The organism is Dasania sp. GY-MA-18 (genome assembly GCF_024734385.1).
In the GTDB taxonomy this organism is placed as follows: domain Bacteria; phylum Pseudomonadota; class Gammaproteobacteria; order Pseudomonadales; family Dasaniaceae; genus Dasania; species Dasania phycosphaerae.
In genome coordinates this window covers 1-15,871 of sequence record NZ_JANHAP010000008.1, presented here as the reverse complement: position 1 = coordinate 15,871, position 15,871 = coordinate 1, and the positions used below count along the sequence as shown (strand labels likewise).

The window sequence follows — 15,871 nt, the reverse complement described above, 5'->3', positions numbered from 1 at the left end:
CCTACTCACTCAACTTCAGTAAATCAAAAATCAACCTAGAAAAACCAGCGGCCTTCTCTGGGTTAGACAACAGCTGCATCATCTGATTACTGTGCGCTTCACTACTATCCATTACAGCGTCATCAACCGCTTTGGTGAAGTCACCTAGCAATGCCTGCTCAGGGCTATTATTGGCAAGCTGCTTCATTACCAATGCATTTTCACTTACTTTGTCTCTAATGGTGTAGGCGTAATTAACCATGTCTTTTTCAGTTAGCTCATCAGTGATAAACAATTCATTAAGACGCACGATAATTTGCGAAAGGTATTCCTCTTTTTTATCTTTAGCTGAGGCAGAGCCTAAACTATCACCAGGCTCTAAATCATAGCCCTCAGCATCTTCCTTTAACTCTATATCTTGCTGTTTGATTTTAGACACGCGGTAATGGCTGAGAGTCACGTTACTTAAATCTATCTCGTCTTCGTCCACAACCGTTTCGCGTAACATAGGGCGTAGGTTTCGAGCGTAGAGGCTAAGTTTCTCTAAATTTTTATCATCATAATCTACGATCTGTGACATAAACTCATAGAAGCGAACGAATGAGCCTAGATCTTTCTTAAATATTTCTAAGGCGTCTTTCTCTTGCTTACACTCTTTAAGGCTGTTCTCTGCATTAGCTATTAAAACAGCGTCACCGGTTTTCTTAGTGCGGTTAAACATATCTTTTGATTGTTTAAAAGCCGCAACAGCCGATTTGTAGCGATTACTCCAACGCTCTATTGCTGGCTTGCAGATATTGGCAATAGCGGCATTGCTTTTACTTTTAACAAAGAAGAATTCACAGAACTGCTCAACTTCAGACCAGGTAAAAATACCGGCAGCACGCAGCTTATCAAATAGGTCAAAGATCACATCAGGGTTTGAGACATCAGCAAGCTCAGCCGTTTGATAATACGGTTGAAAAGCTTCAAGTATATCTTCAGGCTCGTTAAAGAAGTCCAGTACGAAGGTACCCGTCTCCGCTTTACTGGGGTACACACGGTTTAAACGTGACAAGGTTTGTACACACTCCACACCACCCAGCTTTTTATCGACATACATGGCACAAAGCTTAGGTTGGTCAAACCCTGTCTGAAACTTATTCGCTACTATCATTACCTGGTAATCATCACTGTCAAAAGCCTTACGCATATCACGGCCTTTGAGATTGGGGTTCATACTCCCCTCTGTAAACTTCTCGCCTATAACGCCTGAGGAGTTAGGGTCTTTATCGTTAAACTCTACCTCACCCGAAAAGGCCACCATGGCATGCATCTTGTGATAGCCCTTGTCGACTATATACTTATCAAAAGACATTTTATAACGTACAGCCTCTTTGCGAGAGCTAGTTACTATCATGGCCTTAGCTTGGCCACCTAATAAACCCATTACGTTATCTTTAAAATGTTCAACAATCACCTGAACCTTTTGGCTGATATTGTAATCGTGTAGGCGTACCCATTGATTGAGTTTTACCTTAGCCTTCTTACTCTCTACCTCTTGGTCGCTACCCGCTATCTTCATGGCTAGGTTATAGGCCACTTTATAGTTGGTGTAGTTTTTCAGCACATCTAATATAAAGCCTTCCTCTATAGCCTGGCGCATGCTGTACACATGGTAGGCTACGGGCTTGTTAGTTTTGGATGACTGCTCATTGGGATTGGGCAAGCGACCAAACAACTCTAAGGTTTTTGTTTTAGGGGTAGCTGTGAACGCTAAATAACTTAAATTCTTCGATGCTTTGCGTGACGCCACTGCGGCATCTAAAATATCGTCGGTGCTGAGCTCTTCATCATCACCCTGCCCATCGATCATCAACACTTCTTTTAGCTGCCGTGCAGTGCTACCCGTTTGCGAGCTGTGCGCCTCATCGGCAATTACCACGTAGTTACGCTGCTTCAGGTTGACGCTGTTTTCTATCGCCTTTAACACATAGGGAAAAGTTTGAATGGTAACGATAATAATAGGCTGTGAGCTTTCCAAAGCCGCTGCCAGCTTTTCTGATTTAGAACCGTCGCCTTCGTTGCGGTTAATACGCCCCACTACCCCTTCTACCGCTGTAAACTGTGAGATGGTTTCTTGTAACTGATCGTCCAACACCGTTCTATCGGTTACTACGATGACGGAATCGAATAGTTTATTACCCTTGGCTGTATGTATGGCCGATAGCTGATGGGCCGACCAGGCTATAGAATTGGATTTACCTGAGCCTGCACTATGCTGTATTAAATATTTATGACCAGGGCCTTCGGTGCGGGCCGCATCTACCAACTTACTTACCACATCCCACTGGTGGTAACGAGGGAAGATTAGCGTTTCTTTTTTGTATTTACGCCCTTCCCAATCCTCTTTCTCTTCTATTTGTAAATGCACAAAGCGGGCAAGTATATTCAGCAGGTTATCGGGCAGTAGCACCTCATTCCACAAGTAATCCGTGGCGTATTGGTTTTTATTCTCTGGGGTATCATTACCCGCACCACCGGCATTAGTGCCTTTATTAAACGGTAAAAAGAAGGTGTCAGCGCCTTCCAGGCGTGTAGCCATATACACTTCGTATTGGCTCACCGCAAAATGCACTAATGCGCCACGTTTAAAGGTGAGTAAAGGCTCTGGCTTCTTGGTTGCGGGGTCTATAGCTAAACGTGTGGCTTTGTACTGTTTAATGGCATTTTGTACTGCTTGTTTAAACTCACTCTTTAACTCTAAGGTAGCCACGGGTAAGCCATTAACAAACATCACTAAGTCGATACGCCAGGCCTTGGCCTTTGCACCAGTGGCTGCTTGCTCGCCTTCCGTCGTCTCTTCAGATTTACACCAGGGACTATAGACCAACTCCGGCACTACTCGTAAACGGTTCTTACCGTAACGCTCCAATGTCTCAGGGTTTAAATCATGCTCGGGTTTAAACTGGCATAAACTAAAGCGCGTGCCACGGTCACGTAGCTCATGGCGCAATACACCTAAGGTACCAAAGGTGCGCATTTCTTTATTGGCGGCATTGGGGTCGGCTTTATTGAGCTGCGTTGCTACACGCTGTAAAAACTTAGCTTCCGTATCGTTAGGGTAAAGCGCACAAAACTTTTGCCATTGCTCGTCTTGAGTCTCTTTAACAAAGCCCAACACATCCTCTTCATACAAGGCCAGTTCACGATTGTAGCCTTCTGGTTTACCCAGCAGCCAGCCGTTGGCAACTAGCTGCCGAATCATGTCGTTTTGGAATGTAAGCTCGTTAGCTTTACCCATACCATAAAATCCCTATCTATTTTTATTTTTCGCTAATGTTAAGCAAAGTGCGATACAGTAATCAGAACTACATTACCTGATGAGCCTTTGATTGCAATGCTGCATTCAACAGTTTCAATTTAAGCTCTTCCGAGAAATCATCTTCATAGAGAATTGATGATACGAGTTCACAAAGTAACTCTTTATCAATAATTCCCTCAGCAAGCCAAACCACAATATTTTCCATTTCCTGCACAAAATATTGCACGCAATACTCATAACCATTTAGCTCTAAAAAATACGACCCTAAGGCAATGCTTGAGCGCTTATTCCCGTCGACAAAGGCATGATTTTTATTAATGCTATAGACCAAATGCGTTAGCTTACTTTCCATTGACGGGTAGTAATCGTCATTTTGAATATGGCCAAGCGACCCTGCAATCAATCCCAGGTTTTGGGTACCGCTTCTGCCACCAGAATGCTCAATAATCCAGTCGTGCTCTTTCTCTGCATAAACAGCATCAAAATAAATATACTTCCTTGGCATAATCTATCGATCCTTTAAGCGCTTAAAGACCTCAAGTGTCTCTGGATCTGACAACTGCTCTTCCAAAGAGCGACTAGCATCCCCCAGGAACTTATCAACATCACCTTCAGGTACTGTTTGTAAGTATGACTCCAGTTTTATATGCAAAGCATCACGGAAACTCATATCCCGGCTTGCCATCTTTGTGCGGGCATCATCAATAACCGGTTTTAAGTAGGGGTTTTCTTCCAGCCCCTCCAACAAAGCATCCAATTCTGAGGGACTCAATTTTCGACCTAGCTCACCTGCCTTGGTTGCCATATCCTGAGACAAACCATTTTCAATACTGGCGATAGCCTTTAACACTTCGGAATAAAAGGTATCGCGAACATTATCGCCTTTCGCTAACTTTAGAATTTGCTTGTATTCTTTAGCATTCTCTTTAAACACCAATTGATAAACCTTATTGGTATATATGCCATACTTAAATTTGCCCATATCCAAGTACTGATCAAGAGCGTCAGTAAACACCTTCCGATAACTGTATTCACGGTAGGCCGATGGCAAGTAATCCGCATCCCGCTGATTGATAAACTTGGTGTGCCCCCCTGCCCGCTCAGCCACCACGTCGATAACAATATCCAGTATCCGTGACCGAACCGCTTTAGCCCGCTCACTTTCCGTCAAGATCATGGCTATATTGAGAACTGCTCGAAAATTGAACACCCCAAGAACCGATGTTTTGGTACCGTAATCTGTTACGGGACCATACGATAAACCCTTGAAATCTCTAAGTTTCTTCCCCTTAAGGAGCTGATAGCCATTAGCCTTTAACTCGTCGCCATGCGTGGATAAGTATTTCTCGATAGTGCTATCGCTGACATCAAACAGCTCGGTGAGCTGCTGCTTGGTAAATAACCTATCGCCCTCGAACTCAAGCCCACCCAAAGCAAGATGCTCCTCTATCTTCTCAAGGGCATAACGATTATTGAGTACATTTTGTCTATCTATAGATGAACTGGTTAAATCACTAGGCATGAAAGGCCTCCTAAAGCCGTCAAGGAAGATGATAGCTCAAGCCTCAAAGTAGCCCTAGCGTTTAGAAAGGTAAAATCGTTGGCCTTGCCGCCACCTGCCAACAAGTTCATGCAGCTACTTCCTTGTTTGATGATTCAGGGGCTTGCCAATTTCTGACGTCGATTTTACCGGTGACGGCTGCGGAGATTAGGGCTGTGCGGCGTTCTTGCATCAACTTTATTGAGCCCTCTGCCTTACCTATCAATAGAGAATACTTTTCTTTTTGCTCTCTAATATAAGAAGATATTTTATTTACTTCACCTGTTGCTGGAGGTACAGCAATCACTAAATTGCTCAAAGCTTCAGATGTAAATTTAGGCTGGGCAGAACCGGAAATATAGGGAGTTAAATCTCGCACCTCAATTACTTCAGCCCAAAATTCCGTATTACCATCTCTTGGTTTTAAAATATGTGCATGATTATTCACCCAATACTTACCATAAGCTGGAAATGCAATTGCATAAGAGCGCATTAATAGATTTGCACCATCTTCACTTACCAACACCAAATTTTCATCAAAAATATAATCATCTACGTGGTCAATAACTCCAGACGCCCCATAGTAAGGATGCTCACCTTGCATATAAGACCGTTCTTCCGTACTTAGCGGTATTCTACGTCCATCTAAATTTTTATACTCAAACTTAACCTTACTCACCGCCCAATGCTCCGGCACTTCACCTAACCACTCGACACCTGAGTCGCGCATGGGGGCGTTGGGGTTGAGGCCTTTGGTGACGGCATGGCTAATAACGGCTTGGCGCTTTTCTTTTAGTAGTTTAATTAATTGTTGTTGTTTTTCGATCAAAGTGTCTATTTTGGCGGTTTCGTGATCGAGGAAGTTGGCGATTATTTCTTGCTCTTCCTTTCTAGGTACTGGCATTTTAATATTGGAAAAAGTTTCAGATCTAACAACTTTCCTTAAACCAGTATAAAAAGGCTTTAAGCCCTTAAAAGAATCTATATGCATGAAATAGTAATAAGCGTACTCGGGCACACAAGGCTCTAGAGCACTATAGACATTGTATGCTCCGGTAATCATTCCATCATAGGGTGAAATACCAATAGTTCTCGGGGTTTCATCAATATCAAAAAGACAAAAGATTAGATTTTTTGGACGAACAACTTGATACGTATCAAACTCAGCTGGAATCTTACCGCCGCCGTCTGAAATATCTCTGGGTATAACTCCTTTAAGCGTTAACGATAAAAGTTGATAATCCTTAGAATTTTTACCAACTAATTGACGCGCCAGACCAAACATCGCTTTAGTTCTTTTAACTTCCCAGTGATTCGGTAGATCTTCCAGCCACTCCACACCAGAATTTTTATATTCAGGATACGCCTGATACTTACCCATACACATAAACTCCTAATGAGAATTTTTGCGTTAGTGCAAGACGTGCCTGCACACAGAGAAAGAGCGTATATTTAATACGTGACTGAGCGAGTACAGACACAACGCAGCAATAGCGTAAAAAGACCATCAGGAGTGTACCTCTTGCAGAAGGGTCATAATCTCGGCACTAACCTTGTCCAAATCCGCATCTATCTCTACCAAATCCCTAGGCGGCTGATACTGATAAAAATGCCGATTAAACGGAATCTCATAACCGACTATGCCCACCTGCTGATCTTTATCATCCTTCTTGCTGGCATCTATCCAGGCATCCGGCACATGGGGCTGCACTTCTTTAATAAAGTAAGCTTCGTTTAATGCATCTACCGGTTGTGATGGGTCTAGTGCTACGTTTTCATTATCACGTAGGTCGCCATCGGCTTTGTATTCTACAACTTGTTTTTTGCCGTTAAGCTCTACTTCAAATAAACCATACAGCGGGTTAGCTTTTGCTTTGTGTACCTTCTTAATAACCTTTTGCGCTTCTGGGTTTTTCCAGCTAACGGCGCTGGTAATTTGCTTAAGCTCTTTGGCCTCTAGTTTTATGCCAAGATTTTTGCAGGCTTTTTTAATCGCGGCGTCATAGCCATTCATGTCGTCGCATTGCTCACTGCCCATTCCATGTGGCGAGCTGGCTTGTAGCTGCTTGGCTTTAAGCATGACTTGCTTTTGTGCTGCCCAGGTTTTGGGATCTAGCAGCTCTTTAATTTTGGCTTCTTTTATGTCACTAAAGTTTGCCTTTATGGCCACTCTTATTTCAACGGCATTATCGGATAACACACCATAGCTATCACAGGCTTCATCGTCGCTCCAGCCCTGCCCATAGGTTTCGTATATCCACTTCATGGGTGCATTGAGCGGTTTATTGGCAAAACGTAACTCGGCTATGCGTTCATCACTAAATTGGTAGCTCTCACGTAAAGGCCGCTCTATGGTGATGCGGCGGTAACCAAACTCATGGGTGGCGAATATTTTACTGGCAAAGGTTTTTGGCGCTTCAGCTTTAGGATTAGGATTAGCAGACTGACGGCCACGGTTGCTTTTAACCTCTGCCGGTTTATCTAGCTCGCGTGCATCCTCTTCTTCAAAAGCACCAAAACTACGGGTGATGGTGGCAATATCATCGGCGCTCATTTCGTTGCGCTTAGAGCCTAGGGATTTGCGCATTTTACCGCAGAGGTTTACGCCGTTAATCAACTGCACCTTGCCTTTACGCTCTGCGGCTTTTTTGTTACTGAGCACCCATACATAGGTGGCAATGCCAGTGTTGTAAAACATATCGGTAGGTAACGCGACTATAGCCTCTAATAAATCGGCCTCTAAAATGTAACGACGAATTTCTGACTCGCCCGAACCTGCACCACCGGTAAACAACGGCGAGCCATTAAGTATGATGCCGATACGACCACCGCCATCTGATGCATCGCGCAACTTACTAATAAGGTGTAGTAAAAACAGTAAGGAACCATCGGAAACACGAGGTAGGCCTGGGCCAAAGCGACCATCAAAACCTTTAAGCGTGTGTTCGTCTTTGATAGATGCTTCGATTTTTTTCCAATCAACACCAAAAGGCGGGTTGGATAGCATGTAATCAAACTTGTCGGCGTAGAGCTGATCGTTAGAAAGCGTGTTGCCCAGCTTAATATTGTTAACTTCTTGCCCCTTGATGAGCATATCGGCTTTACAGATAGCGTAGCTCTCTGGGTTTAGCTCTTGGCCAAAAGCCCGCATCACTGCTTGCGGGTTTAACTCGTGTACGTATTCCATACCTGATGAGAGAAACCCGCCAGTACCCGCCGTGGGGTCGTAAATGGTGCGTATAATGCCAGGCTTGGTAAGGGCGTCGTCATCTTCCATAAATACCAATGAGGTGGTGAGGCGTACTATGTCCCTGGGGGTAAAATGCTCACCCGCTGTTTCATTAGAGCCTTCGGCAAAGCGACGGATTAGCTCTTCAAACACTAGACCCATGTCGTGATTGGAGACTTTGTCGGCGTGCAAGTCCATCACTTTGACGCGCTGCACAACTTTATAGAGCAAGTCGGCATCGTTGAGCTGGCCTATAAACTCAGCGAAGTTGAAGTATTCAAATATTTCACGGGCATCTTTTGAGAAACCTTGAATGTAGCTCACTAGGTTTTGCTTAATGCCCGTTTCGCCCAGCTTAGCGAGGTCCATCTTGGAGGTATTAAAGAAGCTTAAACCGCCAGTAGCACGCAATAATAACTTCTCTTGCGCCTCTTCGGGCAGGTTCATTTTTTGTATTTCTTCATACTTGGCAAGTACCGCAGGCTTGGTCTCTTCTAGCACGCACTCTAAGCGACGTAATAGGTTAAACGGTAGGATGATGCGACCATATTGAGATTGTTTAAAATCGCCACGTAGTAAATCGGCAATGGCCCAGCTGTCGGCTGCTAGGTTGGTGGGTGTCTTTGTTGTTGACGTCATTTACTGCTTATCCAAGGGTAAGTGTTACGGGACTATAAGTGATACGTGTTTCGTAGTGTAAAAGGGAAACGTAGAGAGAGTTGTAATAAGCGCGTAGATGCAGTGGCGCCTCTCTCCATGGAGCGTAATCATTCTTATTAGAACGCTTAATCTAACAGTTATTATGGTTTTTGACCACGGTACAGCAGCACTTATACAGGTGCCTATGCGCCGACACCCTTTATGGCGATTAATATTTACACAACAAGCACTTATGCATGCTGACTGTACGTTGTAGCCGAACGCAAATTCAAAAAAATCTGTGCGCCCATTTAATATAACAGCCGAGCGGAAATTCCCCCGTCCCCCCCCCTCTTTTGTTGTGTTTTTTGAGCCCTTAAAACATTCAAAAGTGAGCGCAAAGTGACGCTTGCTCTCTACCCTATGCTGCCGCCTTGTTGAAACTTTATCGCTGAATAAACGACGCTTTTGTATGTATGGTTGCTAAACGCTACACCCTGTCGCGATAAGCTTCTACTTTGACTCCAACTGATTGGCTAGCTGTTCGTTTTGATACCGTTACACCACCAAAACAACCCCAACTGATACGAATAACGTCTATTGCTTACAACGGCCCTACCTATCAACCCAATCAAACCTAGTTTATTTTTAAGGCCTTAAGCCTGCCTCCACCTAAAGACACCCTGCTGACATGGCTCACAAGTGGAGAGTTTTGATCTAACTAATATAACCTCACCTAGCCTGGCTCTTAAATCGTATTGACAAGTTATGAGCCAACGATCTATATTTGAGCTATCTTTTGAGCCAAGCTAACTACAAGGGGCATAGACACATGGCAATAATCGCTTACTACCGAGTCAGCACCAAAGAACAAACCATAGAAAACCAGAGGCTAGAACTTAAAACTCTCTACAACATCGACCACGAGTATAGCGATGAAGCCGTTAGTGGATCAGTGAAAGGTAAGGATCGTGAAGGGTTTGCAGCCATGCTCTCATTCATACGAAAGGGAGACACCTTGGTAACAGTGGACCTGGATCGACTTGGGCGTGACAGTATTGATGTCCAACAGAACATAGCGTCACTCAAAGACAAAGGCGTGAACATCATTATCACTAGGCTGGGTATCGACCTCTCCACTGATGCAGGGGAGCTCTTGGTCACCATTATGTCGAAGGTAGCTGAGATGGAACGCCGTAAGACCATGGAGCGTGCCGAAGCTGGCAGGCGTAGGGCAATTGCCGAAGGGAAGCACATGGGTAGGAAACCAAGCGTAGACCACACAAAAGTTAAAGAGCTCAGAGCATCAGGCTTGTCTATCGCGAAAACCGCAGAAACACTGGGCGTTAGCACCGCCACTATCAAAAGAATGCAGGCTAAATCATAGAGACATAATCAAAAACTTAAAATATCATGATAAATTAGCTTGCATCATGATAAACATTGGCTATTATGATGATCGTACAGCAATCATGATAAATGGAGTGCCAATGAAAATTACAAGTAACCTCATTAAGAGCCAGCGTAAAAAACTAGGACTTACACAAGCAGACCTAGCCAAAGAGCTTAACGTTAGCCAGGCGTTAATTTCAAAATGGGAAAAGGAAGGTGATGTGCCTGAAGAGTTTACGACACCTCTAACATCCGCTTTAGGCGAAGGCTTTCAAGATACAGCGCTTTTTGGCTCTACAGAAAATGTAGCCAGCTGGAAAAGCTACGTATTAGATCTAATTGAATATAAATATGACGGCGAACCCTCTATTGCAAGAGACCAAGTAAACGACATGGGTTTGTGGGCAATATTTCAGCCGTTAGTTGATGCGGGCTTTAACCTCCCCTCTCTTCCCCAAATAAAAAATGAGCACGAAAACGCCCCCTCAGAAAGATACAGCTTTGCGACCAAAAATGACGAGTACTTCCTTACTAGCGTACTCCTTTCATTCTTCGACTATAGCCACAATCAATCAGAAGTCATTGGTAGCATTTTAAGCTACAACCAACTGTCTCCCAACATAGTGGAGCAACTATGGGAGCTGGAACAGAGCTACGTGTGGAGCATAATATTTTCAGACCATGTTGATGAAGAAAAGATAGATAATCACTCCTCGATCGTTAACAGCCTTAAGGAAGCCAAAGAGCAATTTGAAGAGCTTGTTTTTGAGGGTTGGTTTGAAGCCAAGCAAGGGACTAGTAAGCACTCAAAGCTTTACCCTCCAACATGGATGGTCGCCGACATTCTTGATGGTGGAATAGATGGAATGGAAGAAAAGGATTTCAACATAAAAAGAATGATGGAAAATGGAGAATCCCCTGACCCATTCATGAGAGAACTGCATGCAAAGATTGATGCTCAAAACCATATGCTAGCTTCTCTACTGGAAGAAAAAACAAACAACTCATTTAAATCTCTATAGAAAAATTTACAGAACTATCTAAGAAGGAAAATTACATGAAGAAAAAATTAATAGACAAGAAGGAAGAATGGCTATCCAACTCTACTATGAGTAAGTTAAAGTTAGACCTAATTAATGACGATGATAAAAATCAAATGCGTCCTGATGGAACAGACTATACCCTCGTCGAAGAATATGCTGAAAAAATGGCAAAAGGAGTAAAGTTCCCTCCTGTCGTTGTAGCCAAACGAGAAGACGGGTATTTTGTCTTAGACGGGTTTCACAGGATTCGTGCAGCCAAAAAGAACAATACTGAAGAAATTGACGCACAGATAATTGAAGGATTAACAATAGACAATTGCATTCTATTTGCTACGACAAGCAATATGGACCACGGAAAGGCTATAAGCAACAAAGAAAAATCTATCAACTGTAAAAAGTTACTCTCTGTATATTTTAACGACCATGTAGAAAACTACAATTTTAACGCGCAAGCTTTTGCAGATAACTTTGGCTTTGGAAAATCAATGGTTTACAAAAACGCCGAACAATACAAAAAAGATCTGGAAGTAAAAAGAAAAATAGCGTTTTTTGACCTTTACAGTAGCGGGAAAAGCTTAACAGCCATTGGCGAACAATGTGGATTCTCGAGAAAGAAAGCAGGAGACTTTATTAATAATGCTAAAAAATCTGTTGCTCTTATAGAAGAATTTAAATACCTATTAAGCGAATTAAAAAATACATGTGAGTCAATAATTGATTATGAACTAGACATAATGAATAAAATAAACCTTCCAATGCACAGTGGTTTAGATACAAAAGTATACAGCGTGGGCATACCATTCGGCCACAATTGGAACTGGGAAGACGATGAATGTGCTATAACTATAAGTTATGCTAAGGCTGTAAATTTAGGACTTAGCAATCCCTCAAAATATCCTTTTAGCGTTGACGTAGAGGAAATGACAGAGTATGAAAAGGTAACTGAAATATTGTATTCTTCTCCACTTTACAACGAGGCTACAGAACTGCACAACCGTTGCTGTGCATTTCATAATAAGCACATTATATATCCAGCTTCTAGTATTGATGGAGACTATTTTTTAGCCCACTTAGCAGCTCGTCACTTTGATGAAGAGTATGCTGAGGTTTACGAGTACTGGGTAACAAAAGCTTTTGGCGGCCCTAATAAAAGAATGGAGCTTATAGCAAGTGGTCGTGTATACGGCTGTCCTGTTACTCAGCAACGGGCCTGGGGCGTCCCTGAGGACAAATTAATCAAGACTAAAAAAGTTGATAATCCATTTTCAGACGCTTATACAATGAGCCCCCTGAAACCAAACACTACTACAAAAATAGAGGGAGCACCTAAAGTTACTGAACTGGTATAAAATTCCATATGGAAAAATAGACCATGTGCCTCCATGTGGGGCACAGACCACACCTTTCCCCCCTTAACCTTACTGCCTTATAGCTAATTATGTGGGAATGTGGGACATGTGTCGTCGTTTATATGACTCACCCCATACCCACACTTTAAGCCTCCCCCCCCCTTTTTAAGGCGAACAATAAAGAAGTGAACAGTGAAAACCGTCAAGCTGTAACAATATTCCATACGGAAAAAAGTAACATGCGCCTCTTGGTGAGAAATCAGACCACACCTCCCTCCCTTGACCTTACTGCCTTATAGCTAAATATGTAGGAATGTAGGACATATGTCGGCGCTATACCTTACAAGACCAACCTTAGTTTTTCTCTAGGAATTGAAAAGCAACCAAACAAAACATCTAACTAAACTTAAACCTTTCAAAGCTAGGGCTATCCGCCTTACTTATGGTCACTAATAGTAAAGCAGCTATCAAAACGACTAACTTAGCATAGTACTTACAGGCCCAACTTTACCTTCCTGGCATATATGGATAAAAAACAATCATTAAAAACTAGCTATCAGTAGTCGTCGTAAGACCCTCCTTAGTCCCTCCCATAGACCACATTCCCACATATAACTCTACATCCCTTTAAATATAAGACCTACAGCATGTGGGAACCGCCTACACACTTATTCACATCTAAGAAATGAGTCGCCACAACTAAAGATGAAAAACCTCTAACCCGACCTATTGGAGAACTGTTTCAACGATAACCCGACCTATTGGAGAACTGTCTCAACGATAGCACGACCTATTGGAGAACCGTTTCAACGATAACCCGACCTATTGGAGAACTGTCTCCACCACAAACTAAACCATTAAAGAGAGAAAAACCATGACACCAATAAACAGTAAAACCCCCCTTAACTTTGACCTTAAGTTACTAGGTGACAACCCGATGACCAAGCTAGCAGAAGACGCTGTCAACAAAATACATATTGATCCTAATGTTGTATTTGCGATGGCTTTAGGCAACCTTGCAGCAACTGTCGGACACTCAATTCGATGCGTAATCCATGAGCAACACCCATTCAGACCTCCAGCCACACTTTATGTCATGGCTAGGGCGAAGTCTGCTGCAGCTAAAAGCCCAGCTAATAACACCTTTCTTACTCCAACGCTAAAGGCTCTTGACGAACTCTACAGCGGCTCTAAGAACATACTTATTAGCCAAATAGCGAATCAAGAGGATCTAATCGTTCAATTAAGCACTGATCTTAAAGCCGCAATAGCAGGCAAGCCTAGCCAACCGTTTGATGATTGCTGCGATGCATTTGAATCTGAAAAAGATGAAAAGACAACTACTGTCCAATCAGCCGAAAAATTAGAAATTAAATTAGAAGAAGCTGAAGAACAACTAAAGAAACTTAAGGAACAATTAATGAAACCAATATATAGCGTATCTGACACAACACCTGAGGCACTTCCCTCAATCATGCAGGGCCAAAACGACAAACTAAACCTAATATCGTCTGAAGGTGACTGTCTCGCTGTGCTTGCAGGATTATACTCAAACGGCCAAAGCAACTTGCAACTAGTCCTTAAGTCCTTTGATGGTGAAAGGCATGAAGTTATCAGAGCGTCAAAGCCAGAAATGTCACTAGCAAACCCGACACTGAGCTTAGCTTTAATGGGCCAGCCTGATCATGTGGATAAACTCGCCCTAGGAAATGGATCCTTTGCTGGCCGAGGGTTTATTGAACGATTTAGCTTTATATGGGGAACTTCTGGCAATTTTGAGAAACGCATTAAAGGCTTATTCGCCCCGCAAAATGATTCAGATGAAAACAGTCTCGAAATATCAAAAGAATTTCAGCACTGGATTTCAGGCCTACTAAATGACAGCTGGGGAAGAGGAAATAATGGATGTATTTATGAAGTACATTTAACCGATGAAGCCAGAGGTGTATTAAACGGACATAGTCCATATGTATACGAAATCTTAAAAAAGACTGAAGAAACCGGTGGTAGTGAAATGTTTACATCTTATTTAGCGAAAGAAAACGATCGCCTCCTTCGTTATGCATGCCTTTTAGCTGTCGCAAAAGCAGGCAGACTTGATAACGTATTTGTCGATGAGGAAACTGCTAAGCGAGCAGTTGAGATAAGTAAAGTTTTCATATCTCATACCGAAAAATGGGTGTCGTCGGGCGGCATTCACACCAAGGAAGATAAAGTAATTCGGCGCGTAGCTCGTGTATTACTTAAGGACGACGACTTTCTAAATGGTAAAACTATTAAAGCATCAAGTAAAAGTATCGACGCCTTACGAAGCAACAGTGTTAAAAGAAGCGAGCTAGAGGCGGCCCTAATAACAATGAGCGGAACAGATTATGAATTATTAACCATGGAAGGATCTGGTAAAAAACCAAAGCTATTCAATTTGAAACCTGGTGCTGAAAAAGCACTAAAAAAACTAGGAGAAGAAAGTAAGTGAATGACACGCCAACAGATCAGCAGAAACTCAAGTTAACGCTCTACCTATCTAAATCTTCATTTAGGGTTATCAAAACAGTACAGCGAAAATTGGCAGCATTAGAAAACCGTACGGTAACCAATGCTGAAGCATTAAACCGCTTAATCAAAGATTTCGACTTAACTCGTACCACAGCAATATAACCCCCACCAAACCCAAAAACTAATCCAACCAATAGACGCGCATAGTGCTGGTGGTACATATCACTCGGCGGCATAGCTGTGCGCGTAATTTATAGAGGAAAACCATGAAAGACACAAACACCAAACAACCAATTAGACTATCATTACGCGATGCCGTTGATGAGAAATGTAAAGAGTGTATTTACTGTCCGATGAGCAAAGGTACTTGGCGTAAACAGGTTGAAGAATGCACATCTTACAGCTGCCCGATTTACCCTGTCAGGCCACAGCCAAAACCAGTGAAAAATGCAAGCTAAGAGCTAGGCGACCCAATCCCTTTGCTTAACTACTAACTAATCTGACAGCCCTCTTTTTGAGGGCTTTATGACACCAAAAACAACACTTAAATTATGGACTACAGGTGTATTTGCCCACCCTGTAGTTTTAATAACTTAAAGCCACGTAAAGCAGCACTACGATAACAACAAGAATACAAATAAATTGTTAAATTAAAAACTACTCCACGGTAATAAAAACCAATAACAGAACAGCCTAAATTCGTTAACTTGTAAAATAACAGATATCTCATAATGAGCTACCAGCCCCATTAGCTATAAATGCTTTATCTAAATCGTAAGCGCCGTACCAACCACACCCTGCCAGTAACAAACTCCACTCGATAAACTACTCGCTCTAATCAATCAGGAGTGAGCTATGAAGTATAGCCAACAACAGTGGGCAGCGCTTATCAATGAGTGT

General features: G+C 42.7%; 10 protein-coding genes. 5 read left to right on the top strand and 5 right to left on the bottom strand.

Features of this window, described 5'->3' with window-relative positions; genetic code table 11:
- Nucleotide 1: 1 nt before the first annotated feature.
- From NO559_RS10440 to NO559_RS10420, 5 genes are all read right to left on the bottom strand, one after another.
- On the bottom strand, nucleotides 2-3,262 hold the full coding sequence (locus NO559_RS10440) for a type I restriction endonuclease subunit R (protein ID WP_258331772.1): 3,261 nt from the start codon (nucleotides 3,260-3,262) through the stop codon (nucleotides 2-4).
- A gap of 67 nt (nucleotides 3,263-3,329) precedes the next feature.
- Nucleotides 3,330-3,788 (bottom strand): type II toxin-antitoxin system death-on-curing family toxin, encoded by a 459-nt coding sequence (locus NO559_RS10435; protein WP_258331771.1) that lies wholly within the window; start codon nucleotides 3,786-3,788, stop codon nucleotides 3,330-3,332.
- Between the two features lie 3 nt (nucleotides 3,789-3,791).
- Entirely contained in the window at nucleotides 3,792-4,805 is a 1,014-nt protein-coding gene (locus NO559_RS10430) for a DNA-binding protein (protein WP_258331770.1), read from the bottom strand.
- Between the two features lie 106 nt (nucleotides 4,806-4,911).
- Nucleotides 4,912-6,204, bottom strand: a complete 1,293-nt coding sequence (locus NO559_RS10425; protein WP_258331769.1) for a restriction endonuclease subunit S — start codon at nucleotides 6,202-6,204, stop codon at nucleotides 4,912-4,914.
- Nucleotides 6,205-6,330: 126 nt separating this feature from the next.
- On the bottom strand, nucleotides 6,331-8,691 hold the full coding sequence (locus NO559_RS10420) for a class I SAM-dependent DNA methyltransferase (RefSeq protein WP_258331768.1): 2,361 nt from the start codon (nucleotides 8,689-8,691) through the stop codon (nucleotides 6,331-6,333).
- Nucleotides 8,692-9,523: 832 nt separating this feature from the next.
- On the opposite strand from NO559_RS10420, the gene NO559_RS10415 reads away from it, so the two are divergent.
- From NO559_RS10415 to NO559_RS10395, 5 genes are all read left to right on the top strand, one after another.
- Nucleotides 9,524-10,078: a recombinase family protein gene (locus NO559_RS10415; protein WP_258331767.1), complete on the top strand. Its 555-nt coding sequence runs from the start codon at nucleotides 9,524-9,526 to the stop codon at nucleotides 10,076-10,078.
- Nucleotides 10,079-10,181: 103 nt separating this feature from the next.
- Complete coding sequence (locus tag NO559_RS10410) at nucleotides 10,182-11,105, top strand: helix-turn-helix domain-containing protein (RefSeq protein WP_258331766.1); 924 nt, start codon at nucleotides 10,182-10,184, stop codon at nucleotides 11,103-11,105.
- A gap of 35 nt (nucleotides 11,106-11,140) precedes the next feature.
- The gene (locus NO559_RS10405; RefSeq protein ID WP_258331765.1) at nucleotides 11,141-12,475 is read left to right on the top strand and encodes a ParB/RepB/Spo0J family partition protein; all 1,335 of its coding nucleotides are present in this window, start codon (nucleotides 11,141-11,143) and stop codon (nucleotides 12,473-12,475) included.
- A gap of 874 nt (nucleotides 12,476-13,349) precedes the next feature.
- On the top strand, nucleotides 13,350-14,951 hold the full coding sequence (locus tag NO559_RS10400) for a YfjI family protein (protein ID WP_258331764.1): 1,602 nt from the start codon (nucleotides 13,350-13,352) through the stop codon (nucleotides 14,949-14,951).
- Nucleotides 14,948-15,133, top strand: a complete 186-nt coding sequence (locus NO559_RS10395) for a hypothetical protein (RefSeq protein WP_258331763.1) — start codon at nucleotides 14,948-14,950, stop codon at nucleotides 15,131-15,133. The genes NO559_RS10400 and NO559_RS10395 overlap by 4 nt, the downstream gene beginning before the upstream one ends.
- The last annotated feature ends 738 nt before the right edge of the window (nucleotides 15,134-15,871 follow it).

Coding starts and splice junctions, on each gene's coding strand:
- NO559_RS10440 (WP_258331772.1), bottom strand. CDS start 3,262: ATGGGTAAAGCTAACGAGCTTACATTCCAAAACGACATGATTCGGCAG.
- NO559_RS10430 (WP_258331770.1), bottom strand. CDS start 4,805: ATGCCTAGTGATTTAACCAGTTCATCTATAGATAGACAAAATGTACTC.
- NO559_RS10435 (WP_258331771.1), bottom strand. CDS start 3,788: ATGCCAAGGAAGTATATTTATTTTGATGCTGTTTATGCAGAGAAAGAG.
- NO559_RS10415 (WP_258331767.1), top strand. CDS start 9,524: ATGGCAATAATCGCTTACTACCGAGTCAGCACCAAAGAACAAACCATA.
- NO559_RS10425 (WP_258331769.1), bottom strand. CDS start 6,204: ATGGGTAAGTATCAGGCGTATCCTGAATATAAAAATTCTGGTGTGGAG.
- NO559_RS10405 (WP_258331765.1), top strand. CDS start 11,141: ATGAAGAAAAAATTAATAGACAAGAAGGAAGAATGGCTATCCAACTCT.
- NO559_RS10400 (WP_258331764.1), top strand. CDS start 13,350: ATGACACCAATAAACAGTAAAACCCCCCTTAACTTTGACCTTAAGTTA.
- NO559_RS10410 (WP_258331766.1), top strand. CDS start 10,182: ATGAAAATTACAAGTAACCTCATTAAGAGCCAGCGTAAAAAACTAGGA.
- NO559_RS10420 (WP_258331768.1), bottom strand. CDS start 8,691: ATGACGTCAACAACAAAGACACCCACCAACCTAGCAGCCGACAGCTGG.